This is a genomic window from Gammaproteobacteria bacterium (assembly GCA_013214945.1).
GTDB lineage: Bacteria > Pseudomonadota > Gammaproteobacteria > Enterobacterales > Psychrobiaceae > Psychrobium.
In genome coordinates this window covers 106503-123718 of record JABSRT010000010.1, presented here as the reverse complement: position 1 = coordinate 123718, position 17216 = coordinate 106503, and the positions used below count along the sequence as shown (strand labels likewise).

14 protein-coding genes are annotated in these 17216 nt (G+C 43.5%); 9 read left to right on the top strand and 5 right to left on the bottom strand.

The features are described from left to right. Window positions 1-86: 86 nt before the first annotated feature. The 5 genes from HRU23_09795 (at window position 87) to HRU23_09775 (ending at window position 9084) form a co-directional block, all read left to right on the top strand. Complete coding sequence (locus HRU23_09795; GenBank protein ID NRA54424.1) at window positions 87-1448, top strand: aspartate aminotransferase family protein; 1362 nt, start codon at window positions 87-89, stop codon at window positions 1446-1448. Then, window positions 1438-2259: a 3-keto-5-aminohexanoate cleavage protein gene (locus HRU23_09790; GenBank protein NRA54423.1), complete on the top strand. Its 822-nt coding sequence runs from the start codon at window positions 1438-1440 to the stop codon at window positions 2257-2259. Before HRU23_09795 ends, HRU23_09790 begins: the two co-directional genes overlap by 11 nt. Window positions 2260-2471: 212 nt before the next feature. Next, window positions 2472-3440, top strand: coding sequence for a TAXI family TRAP transporter solute-binding subunit (locus tag HRU23_09785; GenBank protein ID NRA54422.1), 969 nt, complete (start codon window positions 2472-2474; stop codon window positions 3438-3440). 232 nt (window positions 3441-3672) lie between these two features. Next, on the top strand, window positions 3673-6462 hold the full coding sequence (locus tag HRU23_09780) for a TRAP transporter permease (GenBank protein ID NRA54421.1): 2790 nt from the start codon (window positions 3673-3675) through the stop codon (window positions 6460-6462). Window positions 6463-6756: 294 nt separating this feature from the next. Then, window positions 6757-9084 carry a methyl-accepting chemotaxis protein gene (locus tag HRU23_09775; GenBank protein ID NRA54420.1) on the top strand — a complete coding sequence of 776 codons (2328 nt, stop codon included), beginning with the start codon at window positions 6757-6759 and terminating at the stop codon, window positions 9082-9084. 7 nt (window positions 9085-9091) lie between these two features. Here the strand turns inward: HRU23_09775 and HRU23_09770 are convergent, their stop codons facing one another. The 3 genes from HRU23_09770 to HRU23_09760 are packed head-to-tail and all read right to left on the bottom strand — an operon-like array spanning window position 9092 to window position 11470. Continuing rightward, entirely contained in the window at window positions 9092-10045 is a 954-nt protein-coding gene (locus HRU23_09770; GenBank protein ID NRA54419.1) for a biotin-dependent carboxyltransferase, read from the bottom strand. Then, the gene (pxpB, locus tag HRU23_09765; protein NRA54418.1) at window positions 10027-10728 is read right to left on the bottom strand and encodes a 5-oxoprolinase subunit PxpB; all 702 of its coding nucleotides are present in this window, start codon (window positions 10726-10728) and stop codon (window positions 10027-10029) included. Before pxpB ends, HRU23_09770 begins: the two co-directional genes overlap by 19 nt. 4 nt (window positions 10729-10732) lie before the next feature. Then, window positions 10733-11470: a 5-oxoprolinase subunit PxpA gene (locus HRU23_09760; GenBank protein NRA54417.1), complete on the bottom strand. Its 738-nt coding sequence runs from the start codon at window positions 11468-11470 to the stop codon at window positions 10733-10735. Window positions 11471-12048: 578 nt separating this feature from the next. Here HRU23_09760 and HRU23_09755 point away from each other — a divergent pair. Continuing rightward, window positions 12049-12576 carry a hypothetical protein gene (locus HRU23_09755; protein ID NRA54416.1) on the top strand — a complete coding sequence of 176 codons (528 nt, stop codon included), beginning with the start codon at window positions 12049-12051 and terminating at the stop codon, window positions 12574-12576. Between the two features lie 177 nt (window positions 12577-12753). Next, window positions 12754-12924, top strand: a complete 171-nt coding sequence (locus HRU23_09750; protein ID NRA54415.1) for a hypothetical protein — start codon at window positions 12754-12756, stop codon at window positions 12922-12924. A 216-nt stretch (window positions 12925-13140) separates the two neighbouring features. On the opposite strand, the gene HRU23_09745 is transcribed toward HRU23_09750, so the two are convergent. After that, entirely contained in the window at window positions 13141-14001 is an 861-nt protein-coding gene (locus HRU23_09745) for a YicC family protein (protein ID NRA54414.1), read from the bottom strand. A 165-nt stretch (window positions 14002-14166) separates the two neighbouring features. On the opposite strand from HRU23_09745, the gene rph reads away from it, so the two are divergent. Continuing rightward, window positions 14167-14880: a ribonuclease PH gene (gene rph, locus HRU23_09740; protein NRA54413.1), complete on the top strand. Its 714-nt coding sequence runs from the start codon at window positions 14167-14169 to the stop codon at window positions 14878-14880. A 9-nt stretch (window positions 14881-14889) separates the two neighbouring features. Then, a complete protein-coding gene (gene pyrE / locus HRU23_09735) occupies window positions 14890-15531 on the top strand; it encodes an orotate phosphoribosyltransferase (GenBank protein NRA54412.1) in 642 nt (213 codons plus the stop codon). Between the two features lie 103 nt (window positions 15532-15634). Here the strand turns inward: pyrE and HRU23_09730 are convergent, their stop codons facing one another. After that, entirely contained in the window at window positions 15635-17209 is a 1575-nt protein-coding gene (locus tag HRU23_09730; GenBank protein NRA54411.1) for a capsular biosynthesis protein, read from the bottom strand. Between the last annotated feature and the right edge of the window lie 7 nt (window positions 17210-17216).

The following is a 17216-nucleotide window of genomic DNA, read 5'->3' as shown; positions in this document are numbered from 1 at the left end:
ACAGTGTGCATTAGATTAAATCGATTGAAAAACGACCAAGTGATGGCTTAGTCTGGTAAGACTTTAAACGATACAAGCTGTTCACTATGCCAAGCCGTACCACCCGAATTTTACACCGCCAACCCAAAGATACATTACCAGTCGCTGCGCTGGGAGATGGTCCATATATCATCGATCAAGACGGTAAGCGTTACATTGATGCCTCCGGCGGTGCCGCTGTTTCTTGCTTGGGCCACTCAAATACTAAAGTCCGCCAAGCAATTAAAGATCAGGTTGATAAAATTGCTTTTGCCCATACGTCATTTTTTACCAGTGATCCGGCCGAAGATTTGGCTGACTTTTTGGTTGAGCAAGCACCAGCAGGACTTGCTTATGCGTATTTTGTTTCGGGTGGCTCTGAAGCGGTTGAGTCAGCACTAAAGTTGGCGCGGCAATATTTTATGGAGCGTGGCGAAAGCTCGCGTAAATACTTTATTGCTCGCAAGCAAAGCTATCATGGTAATACGTTGGGGGCGCTAGCTGCTGGTGGCAATATGTGGCGCCGCCAACAATTTGATCCACTGCTGATTGACGTTGAGCATATTAGTCCCTGTTATCCTTATCGTGGCAAAGCGGCCGGCGAAAGTGACTACCAATACGGTCAGCGCATAGCCAATGAGTTAGACGAACGCATTCAAGCGCTTGGGGCTGAGAATGTTATTGCGTTTTTAGCCGAGCCGGTCGTGGGCGCGACATCTGGGGTATTAACGCCAGTGCCTGGCTATTTTAAACGGGTACGAGAAATTTGCGATCAGCATGGTATTTTATTAATTCTTGATGAAGTAATGTGCGGCATGGGGCGAACTGGCAGTTTATTTGCTTGTGAGCAAGAAGATATCACCCCTGATATTTTGACCGTGGCTAAAGGCCTGGGCGCTGGCTATCAGGCGATTGGGGCGATGCTGCTCAGCGGTAAAATATACGATGCGATTATCAATGGCAGCGGTTTTTTCCAGCACGGTCATACTTATTTAGCACATTCAACGGCATGCGCGGCCGCTTTGGCGGTTCAGCAGGAAATAGTTAGTCATAACCTGCTCGATAATGTCAATTTGATGGGCAGTAAGTTTGAGCAGGCGTTGATTGAGCGTTTTGGCGACCATCCTAATGTGGGAGATATTCGTGGCCGCGGGTTATTTTGGGGACTTGAATTGGTTGCTGATCGGAGTACGAAAGCACCATTAGATGCGGGGTTAAAGATCCATAGCGCGATAAAAAAGGCCGCAATGGCGCAAGGTCTCATCTGTTATCCGAGCGGTGGCACAATTGACGGGGTCGCTGGCAACCATATTTTACTCGCACCACCTTTTATCATCGAGCAATGCCATATTGATGAAATTGTCACCAAACTGGGTCTGGCATTAGATCAAGCATTAGTCGAAAAAGGGATTGTTCAAGATGAAAAATAACTCAGTGATTATTTGCGTGGCACCTAATGGTGCTAGAAAAAGCAAACAAGATCATAGTGCTATACCTATTAGTCCTGAGGAATTAGCGACTGAAGCTGAAAATTGTTTACGGGCAGGTGCTTCAATGATTCATTTGCATGTTAGAGACCCCCAAGGTAAACATTCAATTGAGCCTGCATATTATCGTCCGGCAATTGCGGCAATTAGAGCGCGAGTTGGCCATGACTTAATTATTCAAGCGACCACCGAAGCTGTAGGCATGTATACGCCAGAGCAGCAGATGGCTGCGGTACGCGAGCTAAAACCTGAAGCCGTCTCAGTAGCCTTAAAAGAACTGTGTCCAGAGGGCCGTGAACAGCAAGCTGGCGAGTTCTTTCGCTGGTTATTACAAAATAAAATTGCACCTCAATATATTCTTTATAGTGTTGAAGACATTGAACGTTTTATTAAGCTACATCGCCAAGGCGTTATTCCTGATGCCTGCCCATCATTATTGCTGGTTTTAGGGCGTTATAGTGAAAACCAAACCTCAGATCCTGATGACTTAAAACCAATGCTGGCAGCGCTTGATGAGTTTGAATCTGTGTGGGCTGTCTGTGCATTTGGTGCTAAAGAAGCTGAGTGCGTACTGCTTGCTGCGATGCATGGTGGTCACTGTCGCATCGGATTCGAGAACAACATGTTACTGCCAAATGGTGCTAAAGCGCCTAATAACGCGGCATTGGTCACAAATTTCGTGTCAAATCTTGGCAAGTTGGGCCGTAATCGGGCAACCTCCGCCGACTCTAGAGAAATTCTAGGGATGAAATAGAATAAGGACTTTCTATTGGGTGCTAATACTCATACACTAGCGCCGCACTGAGCAGGTTGGCTTAGAGCAATGTTTTACCTAATACTGGATTATTATTTTAATGGTTATATTTGGTTGAAGTCACAAAGACCAACTATTATATAGTCATAAACTAACAGCAACAGCTGTATGTTTACTCTAATTACATAAGTATAAAAACAAAGGAGAAATGAATGTTAATTAAAAAGTTAGCCATTACTGCGATGGTTGGTGCTGCCACTATGATGACAGCGTCTGCATTTGCAGAAACTAAACATGTGGTTATTGGTACCGGTGGTCAAACTGGTGTTTATTACCAAGTTGGTGGTGCAATTTGTCGCCTAGTTAATAAAGGCACTTCTGATCACAACATTAACTGTACTCATAAAACAGGTGGCTCTGTAACTAACCTTAACGGCATTCGTGCTGGCGATGTTGACATGGGTGTTGCTCAGTCTGATTGGCAGTATCACGCATATAACGGCACTGCACCAGACAAGTTCCAAGACGGTGCTTACAAAGAATTACGCGCAGTATTCTCTGTTCACCCGGAACCATTCACTGTAGTTGCTCGTGCTGATTCTGGTATCAAGACTTTTGCTGATCTTAAAGGTAAAAAAGTTAATGTTGGTAACCCAGGTTCTGGTCAACGCGGCACCATGGAAGTAATCATGGGCAAAATGGGTTGGACCATGGATGATTTCGCCGTGGCTTCTCAGCTAAAATCATCAGAGCAAGCAGCAGCGCTTTGTGATGGAAAAGTTGATGCAATCGTATTTACTGTGGGTCATCCTAACGGTTCAATCAAAGAAGCAACAACTTCTTGTGATGCTGTGATGGTACCTGTAGCTAATGCTGAAGCGATGAAACTAGCGTCAGACAATGATTACTATGCAATGACTAGTATTCCTGGTGGCATGTACAAAGGTACTGATACTGATACTGCAACGTTTGGTGTTGGCGCTACTTTTGTTAGCTCAACCGCGACTGATGACGAAACTATTTACCAAATGGTAAAAGCTGTTTTCGAAAACTTTAAGCGTTTCAAGAAAATGCATCCAGCGTTTGCTCATCTTAAAGAGAGCAACATGATCATTGATAACCTATCTGCTCCATTACACGATGGTGCAATTCGTTATTACAAAGAACGCGGTTGGATGTAATTTAATATTCGCCTAAAGTGAATATAATTCAGTAGTCTACCAAAGGCGAAAGTGTCACAACACTTTCGCCTGATTTCGTTTTTAGCGCTGTCAACCTGCAGCGACTAGAAGTAGAAAAGTTAAGAAAAATTCCATTAATAACGCGAGAAGTGATCGACATTTAGGTGTTGATATTCGCCAGAGAGATAGAGATATGGGGATGAATGCAGATAACAGCAGCAACTCACAACAAATGACTGATTCAGAAATACAAGATTTAGTCGCATCAAGTGATATGGGAGGGCGATCGCCTACAAATAAAGCCATAGTTAATTTACTTGCTATGACCGCATTGGCTTGGTCGCTATTTCAAGTGTGGATCGCCTCACCTGTGCCATTTACTATTGGTTGGGGAGTATTTTCTGGGGATGAAGCACGTAAAATTCACCTAGCATTTTCAATGTTTCTTACTTTCTTGGCCTATCCAGCCCTGAAAAGTTCGTCGCGTAAACATATTTCAGTATTTGACTGGACGCTGGCTATTGTCGGTGCACTTTGTGCGCTTTATCCGTTTATTGCTGATTCGGCATTAGTGGATTCAATATTTGGCACTATGCTATCTGATCGTCCGGCAAATCCTAACACATTTGACATTGTTGCCTCGGTTATCGGCATCATTTTGTTGCTTGAAGCTACTCGTCGTGCCTTAGGGCCGCCGTTAATGGTCGTTGCAATCGTCTTCTTGTGTTATACCTTCCTTGGGCCATATGCCCCGGGGTTACTGGCTTGGAAAGGTTCTTCTTTTGGTGGCACCATGGATCACCAATGGTTATTCGGTGAAGGGGTCTTCGGGATCGCACTGGGTGTATCGACCGAGCTAGTGTTCTTATTCGTATTATTTGGCGCCTTGTTAGATCGCGCTGGTGCGGGTAACTACTTTATTAAAATTGCCTTCTCAATGATGGGCCACTTGCGTGGTGGACCTGCTAAAGCAGCCGTTGTTGCGTCAGGTATGACCGGGTTAATCTCTGGCTCTTCAATTGCCAACGTGGTTACTACGGGTACCTTTACCATTCCAATGATGAAACGCGTTGGTTTTAGCGCTGAAAAAGCCGGTGCGATTGAAGTTGCTTCGTCAGTAAACGGCCAGATTATGCCACCCGTGATGGGGGCCGCGGCCTTCTTAATGGTGGAATACGTTAACATTCCTTATTTCGAAGTGGTTAAACACGCATTTTTGCCGGCAATCATCTCTTACATCGCACTCGTCTACATTGTGCATTTAGAAGCGATGAAGTCTGGCATGCAAGGCTTGACTAAGCTTGGTGAAAGCAAGCCAGCTAAGTATGTAATGCTATCTTGGGCAATGACCGTATCGGCTATTATGGCGATGGGCGGTGGTCTTTATTACTTATCCGAAGTTTATCAGTTACTGGAATCTACCGGCGCACGTTTAATGGGTGTAGCGGGAATTTTAGCGGTGCAGTTCTTCGTTGTTAATGGTCTAAAGGCTAAAACGACGGAAAATACTTATGCGCAGCTAGTATCAACCGGTGCGATGGTCTTGTGTAATATTGTGATTGGTGCCTTTGGTCTGTTTTTCTTAATTGACATAGTTCAAGCTACGGTAGGTAAAGACTTTACTCCTTGGGTTATGGGTGCGATTACAATCGCAGCATATATTTATTTAGCTAAAATTAGCTCTGCTTATCCAGATTTAGTGTTGGACGATCCAAATTCACCCGTGTTGGAATTACCAGAAACAAAACCGACAGTAATGGCTGGTTTACATTTCTTATTACCAGTTATCGTGTTGATTTGGTGTTTGATGGTTGAGCGTTTATCACCAGGACTGTCGGCATTTTATGCCACGATATTGATGATCTTCATTTTGCTGACCCAGCGTTATGTTTTTGCTTTTTTCCGCAATCAAGAAACTATCGGTCGTTTCAAATTAGGTTTTAACGAGTTGATTGAAGGTTTAATCGCTGGTGCACGTAATATGATTGGTATTGGCATCGCAACAGCGGCTGCAGGTATCATCGTTGGCGCAGTATCGCAAACGGGCGTTGGGCTTAAACTTGCGGCACTGGTTGAGTTCTTGTCAATGGGCAACATTATGTTGATCCTGTTGTGGACCGCAATCCTGAGTCTAATTTTAGGCATGGGTTTGCCGACCACTGCGAACTATATTGTTGTTTCCTCGTTACTGGCTCCGGTTATTGTTAGCCTTGGTCAGCAAAATGGTTTAATTGTGCCGTTAATTGCGGTGCATATGTTTGTGTTCTATTTTGGTATTATGGCCGACGTTACGCCGCCGGTGGGGCTCGCGTCCTTTGCCGCCGCCGCAATATCTGGCGGCAAACCAATAACGACTGGCTTTATCGCATTTTTCTACTCGTTGCGTACCGCTTTATTACCATTCCTGTTCATTTTCAATACCGATTTGTTGCTGATTGACGTCACCTTTACCGAAGGTATATTTATCTTTATTGTGGCAACTGCTGCGATGTTGATTTTTACCGCGGGTACTCAGGGTTACTTCCTTGCAAGATCAAAGCTGTGGGAATCAGCAGCGTTAATGTTGGTTGCATTCACCTTATTCCGTCCTGGTTTTTGGATGGACTATGTGGTGCCACCATACGAAGAACGCGGTGGTGCTGGTCTGGTGCAAGCAATGGCCGATGTTGAGCCAGGACAAGAATTAAAGATCTTGGTTAATGGCGAAAACGATGTTGGTGATCCCGTGACCTTAACGATGTTATTGACCGTTGGTGATGAAACTACTGGTCAAGATCGACTGGAAGGTTATGGTTTAGAGTTGCTTACTCAAGATAATGGCGATGTCATGATCGATGGGGTTGGTTTTGACAGTGGCGCTTCAAAAGCTGGCTTCGACTTTGATCAGGTAATTGCTAGTGTTGGCGTACCCGTTGACCGTCCTGCTCGTCAGTGGTTCTATATTCCAGCCTTATTGTTATTAGGTTTAATTGGATTTGCTCAACGTCGTCGTGCGGCGGTATTGAGTCAAGCGCAAGTTTAACCTGATGCGGTAATTGATTTATCGATTATAAAACGGTCCTTTGATGGGCCGTTTTTTTTGATAAAAAATTGATCAGCTAATTAATTAAATTAGTATAACCACATTGCAGGCAGCTGAATTTACCTTGGTTTATGGTGAATTTTAGTTTGTGAATTGATAACTCAATCCAGGATATTTGCTATAAATCTCAGGGGTAATAGTGCGCACTGAGTTCAGTTATTTCTGGCGCATGGCGAAAAAATTACGTAGTGTTGAGTTAATGGTTAGGGTTTTTTATCAAGGATGGTAAATTTCATGTTCAAGTTGAAAAGTAAAATTTTAGTTGGCGCTACCCTGTTGGTTGCTCTTCCTGTCATTATCTCCTCATTCATTATTGGTTATCAATCATCGACCAGCGCTTATCAAGCGATGGAGGTTGCGACTAACGAGCGTCTGTTAGCCATTAGAGATATTACTAAGGGCCGGATCGAAGATTATTTAGGTAATATTGATAAGCAAGTTCGGACTTTTGCTCAAAGTACGATGACGATTAATGCAATGCATGCGTTTAAATGGTCTTATGACAATTATGCTACGCAAGTAACAATATCGCCAGACACTGCCAGAAGTGAACTTCGTCGGTATTATCAACAAGAGTTTAATCAGCAATATCAATCACGCAACCAAGGTGATAATGCGCCGTTTGAACAATGGCTTGGCAATTTGTCAGATACCTCGGTCTTGCTTCAGCATCAATTAATCGAGAAAAACCCCGACCCTTTGGGGCAAAAAGACCAAATGGTTGCGCTTAATAATCGCTCCGATTATGACCGTACTCACCAGCTTTACCATCCAATTATTAGTAACTATTTAGCGGAGTTTGAGTATTACGATATATTTTTAGTTGATAGTACCAGCGGTAATGTTGTTTATTCGGTGTTTAAAGAATTGGATTTTTCAACGTCCTTAACAACGGGCACATTTGCTAATTCAGCCATCGGCAAAGTATTTAGAACAGCGCAACAAGCGACGACACCAGGTGAGACAGTGATCAGTGATTTTGCAAGTTATCAGCCGTCTTACCAAGATGCGGCGGCGTTTATCGCAACGCCTATTTTTGATCAAGGCAAAAATATCGGGGTACTGATTTTTCAAATGCCGATTGGTCGAATCAATAACATTATGAATCAAGACGGCCACTGGCAGCAATCAGGACTAGGTAAGTCAGGAGAAACCTACTTAATTGGGTCAGACAATACCCTCAGGTCTCAGAGTCGATTTTTGCAGCAAGATTTACCCGCTTATATAACAGCCTTAAAGAATGGTGGGGTGAGTGCTGAGATTGTCGGTATTATTGAAGCGAAAAAGAGCGGAATTGGTCTGCAGGCCGTAAGCACACCGTCGGCGGCAAAGGCATTAAATGGTAAATCAGGGATTGAAACCATTAATGATTATCGGGGAGTTTCAGTGTTATCGGCTTATGCACCGGTAACGTTTAACGGCTTAAACTGGGCTATTTTGGCTGAAATCGATACCAGTGAGGCTTTTGCTAGTGCCAATGCAATGACGGCAGTGATTAAAATATCAGCGGTGTCTGTCGGGCTAGTGTTAATTATATTCGGATTGCTAGGCGGTTTATTTTTTGCGAATAGAATTAGTAAGCCGATCATTAACCTAAGTACAGGTATCGAGAAAGTTGAACTAGATTCCGATTTAACTCACCGGTTTCTGATTGAAACTGGTGACGAAATTGGTCAAGCGTCGAAGGCATTAAATTCAATGTTAACTAAGTTTCACGGTGGCATTAAAAATGTCGCTGAGAACTCGACACAAATTGCGACCACAGCTGAGCAAGCGTCGGTGATTACTAATCAAAACAGTATCTTGATTGAAGAGCAACACAGTCAAACAGCGATGGTCGCTACAGCCATGGAGCAAATGACTTGCGCGATTGAAGAAGTCGCCAGTCATATTGGCAATATGGTCATTGCGGTTGATGAGGCTAACCAGCAGTCTAACGAGGGTTATGACCTCATGAAATCAACGGTCGACGCGGTTAATAACTTGGCCCAGCAGATTGATTCGGCAACCGCGGTGATTAATGATTTTGAGCAACACAGTGGTCAAATTATAGCGGTGCTCGATGTCATCAAAGGCGTCGCAGAGCAAACGAATTTACTGGCCCTAAATGCTGCAATTGAAGCCGCAAGAGCTGGTGAACAAGGTCGAGGTTTCGCGGTGGTTGCCGACGAAGTCAGAGCGTTAGCGAGTCGGACCCAACGTTCGACGACTGAAATAACCGATGTCATTGATAAATTACAAGCTAGCTCAGCAAAGGCGGTAACAGTCATGGAGCAAAGCCAGCGTTCGACGCTAGGGGTTGTAGAGCAAGCGCAAGCTGCCAGTGAGCGTTTTTCGGCAGTATCGCAATCAATAGATGATATTAATAACATGAACCAAATGATTGCCGCAGCCGTTGAAGAGCAGCGCGCGACAACCGTAGATATTAATAAGAATGTTTTGTCGATATCCGATGCCGCGCATGAATGCGCTGATGGTTCTAAGCAAACAGCTGAAGCCTCAAAAGATTTAGCGTCGCTCGGTGGTAACTTACGTCAGTTAGTTGCCCAATTTAAAATTTAAGAGATACTTACAGCTTAAAAAACCGCATAAACTCGCACCATTTTTTTGTTTGTTGTTGCAGGTTCGCGGGCTGAAAACGCACAATGGTACCAGGTCGTGCCTGCGCTATTTTAGAAAGGTCGCGCCTAGCTATGCAGCCAAGTTTGGGGTAACCGCCTAATGTTTGACGGTCATTGAGTAAAATAATCGGCTGGCCGTCTGGTGGAATTTGCACCGAGCCCAGTGCGATCCCCTCTGATACTATGCCTGATAACTCACTACTGATTGACGGGCCTGCCAGACGAATGCCCATGCGGTCACTGTGAGGAGTCACTTGGTACTGGCTTTGATAAAACAGTGCTTTCTGTTGGTCATTAAAAGCATCACATTGATACGACTCAATTAAACAGATCGTAATTTCAGCTGGGTAAGTTGGAACATAGCGAACTGGCACGCCATGGTGAATCAGCGGTGAGCCAGTTAATGCTAAGTCGTTGACCGGAAGCTGATCGGCTTGACGTAATTTATTACCCAATCCAAATTCATTATTAGCTTCAGCAAGGCCACCTAGTTGATTGCGGCAAACGGTTGCTGCGCTGTTAAATACTAACGGTACTTTAATGCCTCCCGCTACGCTAACATAAGCGCGTAAGCCACTGTGAGCTATACCTAAGCTTAATACTTGGCCCTTTTTGAGGACAAAGGTATGCCAATTGGGTTGTGGCTGGTCATCGACTGTTGCTTGCATTTCTGCCCCGGTGAGGGCAAGTAAAGTGTCTTTTGTTGCTTTAAAGCTGGCTTGACCCAAGGTTATCTCGATCGCGGCGGCATTGGCCGAATTACCCAGTAACTTATTGCCCCAGCAAAACGCGTGCAGATCAATTGGTCCCCCAGGACTAAGCCCTAAATATGCCGAACCATGACGGCCAAGATCCTGAATAAGTGATAAAAACCCGGGATTAACTACTTCCAATCCAGACATAATTTCCCCCCAAGACTTTGGTACTTTTCGATATCTATTGGTTTAAATCTTACCTTGTCTCCGACTTTAAAAGGCATGATAGGATCGCCAGTAGGATCGAATAACTGGCGAGGGCAATTCCCAATGATTTGCCAACCGCCGGGGCTGTCATTCGGATAAACGGCACTTTGCTGATCGGCAATGCCGACACTGCCAGCTGGAATTTTTAACCGAGGTTTACGATGTCTAGGCGTTGCTATGCGCGGATCAACCGATCCTAAAAAAGCAAAACCTGGCGCAAAACCTATCGCGCACACCGTATAATCCCGCTGGCTATGAATGGTGATCACTTGTGCGGTCGATAAATTATGTTGCCTTGCAACTGACACAAGGTCTGGGCTGACTTCTAGTCCATAATAAACCGGTAATACAATAGTGGCAGGCTCTTGAATTAGATGCGGTTGAACTAACTGAGAAACCACCAACTGAGCGGTGGTCATTAACTGTTCAATGGTTATTTTTAACGGATTATATTCTAGTAACAATGAGGTATACGAAGGGATAGCATCGGTAATCGCAGCCCCCAATTGGGTCGTAATTATTTGATCAAAGCGAGCTATCTGCTGTGGCAATGAGGTTTCGATTTTGTCGCCAAAATAGACCATTAGAGCCGTTTCAGATACTTGGACTAAACGTATCTTCATCACGTTATTCAGATTGTGTCAGCGCGAGTTTTAGCGCTTTAATACAAGCCACGGATTCGGCATTATCACCATGAACACAGACAGTATCAACCTTAATACGGAGTACAGAACCATCGGTTGCCACAATTTCATTGCTGTCAGCCAGCCTCACTACTTGTTTAATAATGTCACTGGTCTGATGTAATACTGCGCCTGGTTCAGAACGTGGCACCAGCTTGCCATCGGGGGTGTAAGCCCGATCTGCAAAGGCTTCAAACAATAATCTAACCCCTTGCTGCGCTGCTAATTTTTGGTATTTTTGATGGTCGAAAGTCGCCAAAATCATTAAAGCGGGTTTAGCGGCCTGACTAGCAACTCCGTCGACAATAGCAGAAAATATCTCAAGATTGTTCATCATGTCGTTATATAACGCGCCATGAGGTTTAACATAACTGACATCCGCGCCATAAAGCGCGCACATGCCCTGCATTGCACCGACTTGATATGCCACTAAGTGGGTAATCTCAGTTAACGAGCAAGGGATTGAGCGACGACCAAAGCCTTTCTTGTCGTCATAACCTGGGTGGGCGCCAATAGTAACCTGATGTTCAATGGCGCTTTTAATGGTGCTCGCCATTACGTCAGGATCGGACGCATGAAAGCCACAGGCAATATTGGCCATGTCGACCCACGGCATAACCGCTTGGTCTAGGCCTAGAGTCCACGAACCAAAGCTTTCACCCATATCACAGTTAAGTTTCATCTATTTTTCAATCCCGCTAATTTTAAGTTAACGATATATCAAAAGTAAAACGTATGCAAAATAAGTATGTTTTGCATCTGTGCTGCATGAGGGTTTTGCCGTTCAATGGCGTTTTAGCTCATATAAATATTAAGGGGAGATGTCAGCCCCAAGTTATAGTTTGAGGTCGGTTTTTTACTCAATGTTCCGGATCTGCTTGTTGAGTATGATTGTTTTTTTGTTGTAATTTGCATCTTGTTTTTATCTTTATTTGTTTCTTACTCACCAATTTACCCACCGCGTGGTAGGAGGTCGCCTCACCGTGCCTCTTTGTTGCCTATTCAATATATTTGGCTCTGTTGTACTAAAGTGTTGCCATTAGAACAGCAAGTCGCCGTAAACCCATCCGTGGGACTCTAGAGCGGTACCTATGTGCTCCAGCTTGCTTTGTCAAATAGCAACACTTTCAATTGATTACACACATAGCAGCATTTATGGAGAACATAGCCAATATATTTACTTCTATTGAGCATATTTATTGATTATGGCCTAGTAAGGGATTAACCTTGGGGCACTAAATTAATGAGAAGGGAAGGTCATTGAACATAGATCAAATCAGCTCGGCGGTAATTAATAGTCTGCAAATGATTCTGGAGCAACAAGGTTTAGATTTAAAAGTAGGGCCTATTTCAGACCACGACTATAGAATTCTTACATCTGGTTATGCTGAATTGGAATGGGGTTGGGGATTCGGACAGTTCGGTAATTCTGACGATAAATTTGAATTTACAGTTAAAATTCAGCAAGATGGTGTTCCTGACGGTGCGATGTTAGGGGAATATGATTTCAATGAAAAGACTCTAGAGATTCAATTTATAGAAAGCTTTATTCGAGATAACGAGAATCATCCATTAAACGGGCGCATGGTAATGATTACTCTTATTGCGTCTCTTCTCTTTATTTCTGCTACAGACGGTGATGCTGTGGAAATCGTAGGCCCGACTACGAAAAAACTGATAGATTATTATTGTGGCTTTGGTTTTTCGCGAGTGGAAAATAGTGAACCTACACTTAGGTTAAAGATTTCAAAAGATGACTTAGAATTAGCTGTGAAAAAATTCTCATAGTTAATTTTGTTGATTCTTCAGTAATATTTCAGGTATAATTTTTGTCCGCTTTTACAGAGACGATTAATAACAGCGTTGTTCCAGATCAAAATTAATAATATTAAACATTGACTATATAGGCTTTATATATCATAAATAATATATGACTGGGGCGAGGAAGCTTAAGGAATTCATATTATGAAACAAGCAATCCAAAAAGATAAAAGTCTATTCGGTGCGGAAGATGTGTATGCTCGTCTAGGGGGAGCTATGGAACTTTTATTAAAGTCTGCACCTCAAATGCTGAGCGATGAAAATAAATTTCATGGTATAGATACTAGTGGTCCCAAAAAGAAAAAAGCAGCATAAACTTCTACACAAAGGCACTCTAAGTGCCTTTTTTATTATATGTAGTTTGAAGATGTAACCCATTTCCGTCCGAAAACCGGCCTGGTGCCCCTTTCGCTTTTGATGCGACTTCTTTAACCGTTAAGCTGTCCATATATCACTCCAACGCTTTGGTTTTTGTGGGGCTTGGTTGGTCATTAATATAATATTTTGGATCTGTCTGGGTTTTACTAGATGTTACTCTATATTCTGGATCTGCTCCCGCATTTGTTCAATTAAAACCTTTAATTCAACGCTGGCTTGGGTAATGTCACTGTTGATTGATTTTGAGGCTAAGGTATTGGCTTCACGGTTAAATTCTTGCATCATAAAATCGAGGCGTCTGCCGCAAGCACCGCCTTTTTTCATTATTTTCTGTGTTTCGCTGACATGACTATCGAGTCGGTCGAGTTCTTCTGCTACATCAACTTTTTGCGCCAACAAGACTAATTCTTGTTCTAACCGTTCTGGATCGAGCTGAATTTTTGCCTCGTCGAATTTTTTATTTAGTCGCTGGCGTTGCCATTCGATTATCGTCGGCATTTGTTTCCTGATCGTCGATACTAATTCGCTAATGGCGTTAAGGCGGGTCACTATCATTGTTTTCAGATTATCACCCTCGCTAGCACGGGCGGCGACAAACTGTTCAATCGCGAGCTCAAATTGCGCGAGCAAGGCGGTATTAATTTCGTCCATGTCATGTTCTGGCGCTGCAATTACTCCGGGCCAGTTAAGAATATCAAGCGGGTTAATTGAACCACTGCCGGCTTGCTGTATTACCCAGTTGGCTTGCTTTATCACCTGACTGGCCAATTTATTATTAATGTTGAGGGATGTTTGATCCTTAAGCGGTTCAAAACGCAGGTTGCATTCTACTTTGCCGCGCTGCAGTCGGTTGCGAAAACGTTGGCGTAAAATAGGCTCTAAACTACGCAGTTGTTCTGGCAATCGAATATAGGTTTCGAGATAGCGTTGATTAACCGAGCGAATTTCCCAGCTAGCATTGCCCCAGTCGGCATTAGTTTCTTGGCGAGCAAATGCAGTCATGCTGTGGATCATGTTGTTTCCCCTGTCTATTTTTACTATCAGTATAAACTTGCTGCTGAGATCGGGCAATGGCGATAGCCAATCTGGGTGAGTGTCTCTATAATAGCGGGCAATTTGAACAGCCCCAATAATTAAGGTACAGCCATGAGCCAGCAAGCAGCATCGAGCGAAACAAATATCCGTCCAAGCGGCCGAGCTAATGACGAAGTCAGAGCCGTTAAATTCACCCGTCATTTTACTGAGCATGCAGAAGGTTCGGTATTGGTTGAGTTTGGTGGCACTAAGGTATTGTGTAATGCCACCGTTGAAACTGGTGTGCCGCGTTTTCTTAAAGGCAAAGGTCAGGGTTGGATTAACGCCGAATATGGCATGTTACCGCGTTCTACTCATTCTCGAATGCGCCGTGAAGCCAATGCCGGCAAGCAAGGTGGCCGTACATTAGAAATTCAACGATTAATCGCCCGTTCATTGCGTGCTGCGGTTGATCTTGAAGTATTAGGTGAATTCACTATTACTATCGACTGTGATGTTATTCAGGCCGATGGTGGCACTCGCACAGCTTCAATTACTGGTGCTTGTGTGGCGTTGGTTGATGCAATTAATTACATGCTTGAACAGAAGATGATCAAGAAAAATCCGCTAAAATATATGATTGCAGCCGTGTCTGTTGGTATTTATAAAGGCCAAGCGGTTTGCGATTTAGACTACCCAGAAGATTCAGCGGCTGAAACCGATATGAATGTTGTGATGGCCGACAATGGTAAGATGATTGAAGTGCAAGGCACCGCCGAAGGCGAACCATTTAGCCATGATGAGTTGCTAGCAATGCTGGCGTTAGCGAACGATGGCATTAAAGATTTATTCACCAAACAGTTAGAAACACTGAAGTAAGGAACTAACATGAAACAATATCAAATTGATTTTATTGAGTTTGCACTAGAACGTAGCGTGCTTAAATTTGGCGAATTCACCTTAAAATCGGGTCGTACCAGTCCTTACTTTTTTAATGCTGGTTTGTTTAATACCGGTCGTGATTTAGCACGGTTAGGGCGTTTTTATGCTGCAGCATTAATAGACAGTGGCATTGATTATGATTTATTATTCGGCCCTGCATATAAAGGCATTCCGATTGCTAGTGCCACGGCGTTACAGTTGTGCGAAGTTCATGACATCGACATGCCTTATTGCTTTAATCGTAAAGAAAAGAAAACTCACGGTGAGGGCGGTAGCTTAGTCGGTAGCGAGTTAACCGGTAAAGTGATGTTAGTGGATGATGTGATCACTGCAGGCACGGCGATTCGTGAGTCAATGGACATTATTAATGATAATGGCGCAACGTTGGCAGGGGTTTTAATTGCCCTTGACCGTCAAGAGAAAGGGAAAGGCGAGTTGTCTGCCATTCAGGAAATTGAGCGTGACTACGGTGCGACCGTAATTTCAATTGTTACTCTGACCGATTTAATTGGCTATTTGACCGAAAAGGGTGAACTCACAGACACCCTAGCAAGTGTAACTGCTTATCGCGATCAGTACGGCGTATAATTCTATCTACCTGCTAGCTTGGAGCATCGATAAGATGTTTTAAGCTAGCGCTGCGCTTTTTGTTGGTTGTTTTAACTGGACTAATAAAATAAAAAACGAGCTATCAGTTTGTTATTTTGTCGTACAGCCGATAAGCATTACAGATAAAACCCAGCTGGCGATCGGGTCTGTCGTCATGCAGCGGTAACATTGATAAAAATAATTGAATTTGCATCGCATAAAGTTGGTTGGCCGACAGCTCAAACTCTTTAGCAATCAGTTCAATAAAAATAGCCGATATCTGCTCGTGCCGCTCGGTAATGGCAAGATCAAAACTTAGCTTATTGCCAGCGCGATTAGCGGTAAAGTAACCCGCAATAATTAAGTCGTAAAGGCCAATAATTGAGTGAGCTAGTTTGGCGATGTCATACCAACTGTTGCCATAAATGGTTGGTTTATCGTGCTCATCGATGCCGCGGGGATCAATCACTTTAATTGAAGCGGTTCTAGAATCATAAAGAATATTACTAAAACACAAATCCCCATGAATGACGTTATTGAGTTTATTATCAGTAGGTAATAGTTTTTGGCTTGCAACTGATAATTGCGTTAGGCTTAGGTGCTGCCGCCCATTAATAGTTAAGGACTGGTCTAAATCAACTCGATTAGTCAGGGCGTAATCTGCCAGCCGCTGCTGTGTTTTATAGGTAAATAATCGCTCGATGTTGGCTTGAATCGCGTTCGCTGGCGCAGCAAACTGCTGGGCGTCGGTGATAAATTGGCAGCAGGCATTAATAATTTTTCGCCACGCAAAAGCTGGCAATTTACTGAACACGTAAAGTTCGTTGAGCGCGGTTAAATGCAGGTACTCAATACTGTATTCAAAGCTGTTCGCATGGTGCTGCCAGCCAAGTAATTGTGGAGTATATATTTTTAGTGGCCCTGGAATATTGCGGTACCAGTTTGCTTCTGCTGCTAATTTATTGGCTTTGCTGCTGGTTTTACAGACCACTCGCTGGTTAATTTTCATTTCATTAAACGCGCGTTGTGTGGTGATGGCTGATTTGGATGCATAATAGGTTTGGATATGACCAAAATCAAGCCAGCGTTGGCTAAGTACCGCCTGCATACCTACTTCTTGCTGATAGCCATTAACGCCTTCAATGAAGTCCCACTTGGCCAGCGATATATGTTTAATCAGTATGTTAGGGGCGGCAAAGCTAAAAAAACCATTGGCAATTAAGTCGCTGCGATTATGATCGTTGGGATCGCAACGCAGCAGTAAGCCTGTCTCTATTTGATATTCTGACCAGTTGTAATTTTCCGCTACTTTACTAACACCAAGGGTATTAGGTGTACTCGCCATGTCGTCAATTAAAGTGTCACCGTGTAAAATATACAGTGGCTCATCGTGATCTAATTTTAATGAGTTTAACGTATAGGCAATTGATTCACCGAGGTTAAGGTGGGTCGGTAAATACAATAATATAATCTGATTTTTTTGCAAAAATTGTAAATCATAGCATTCAGGCGTGAAGCCTTGTGGCAGCATCATTACCACGGTTTGATCCGATGGTATTGTTTTAAGTTGATGATAAAATAGCCGCTTATTGCCAACCGGTAAAAAGCAGGGTGGTATTGCGCCAAATTCTGACTGCAGTTCCGAATCGATATAGTTAGCCGAAGTTATTAAATACATGATTAGT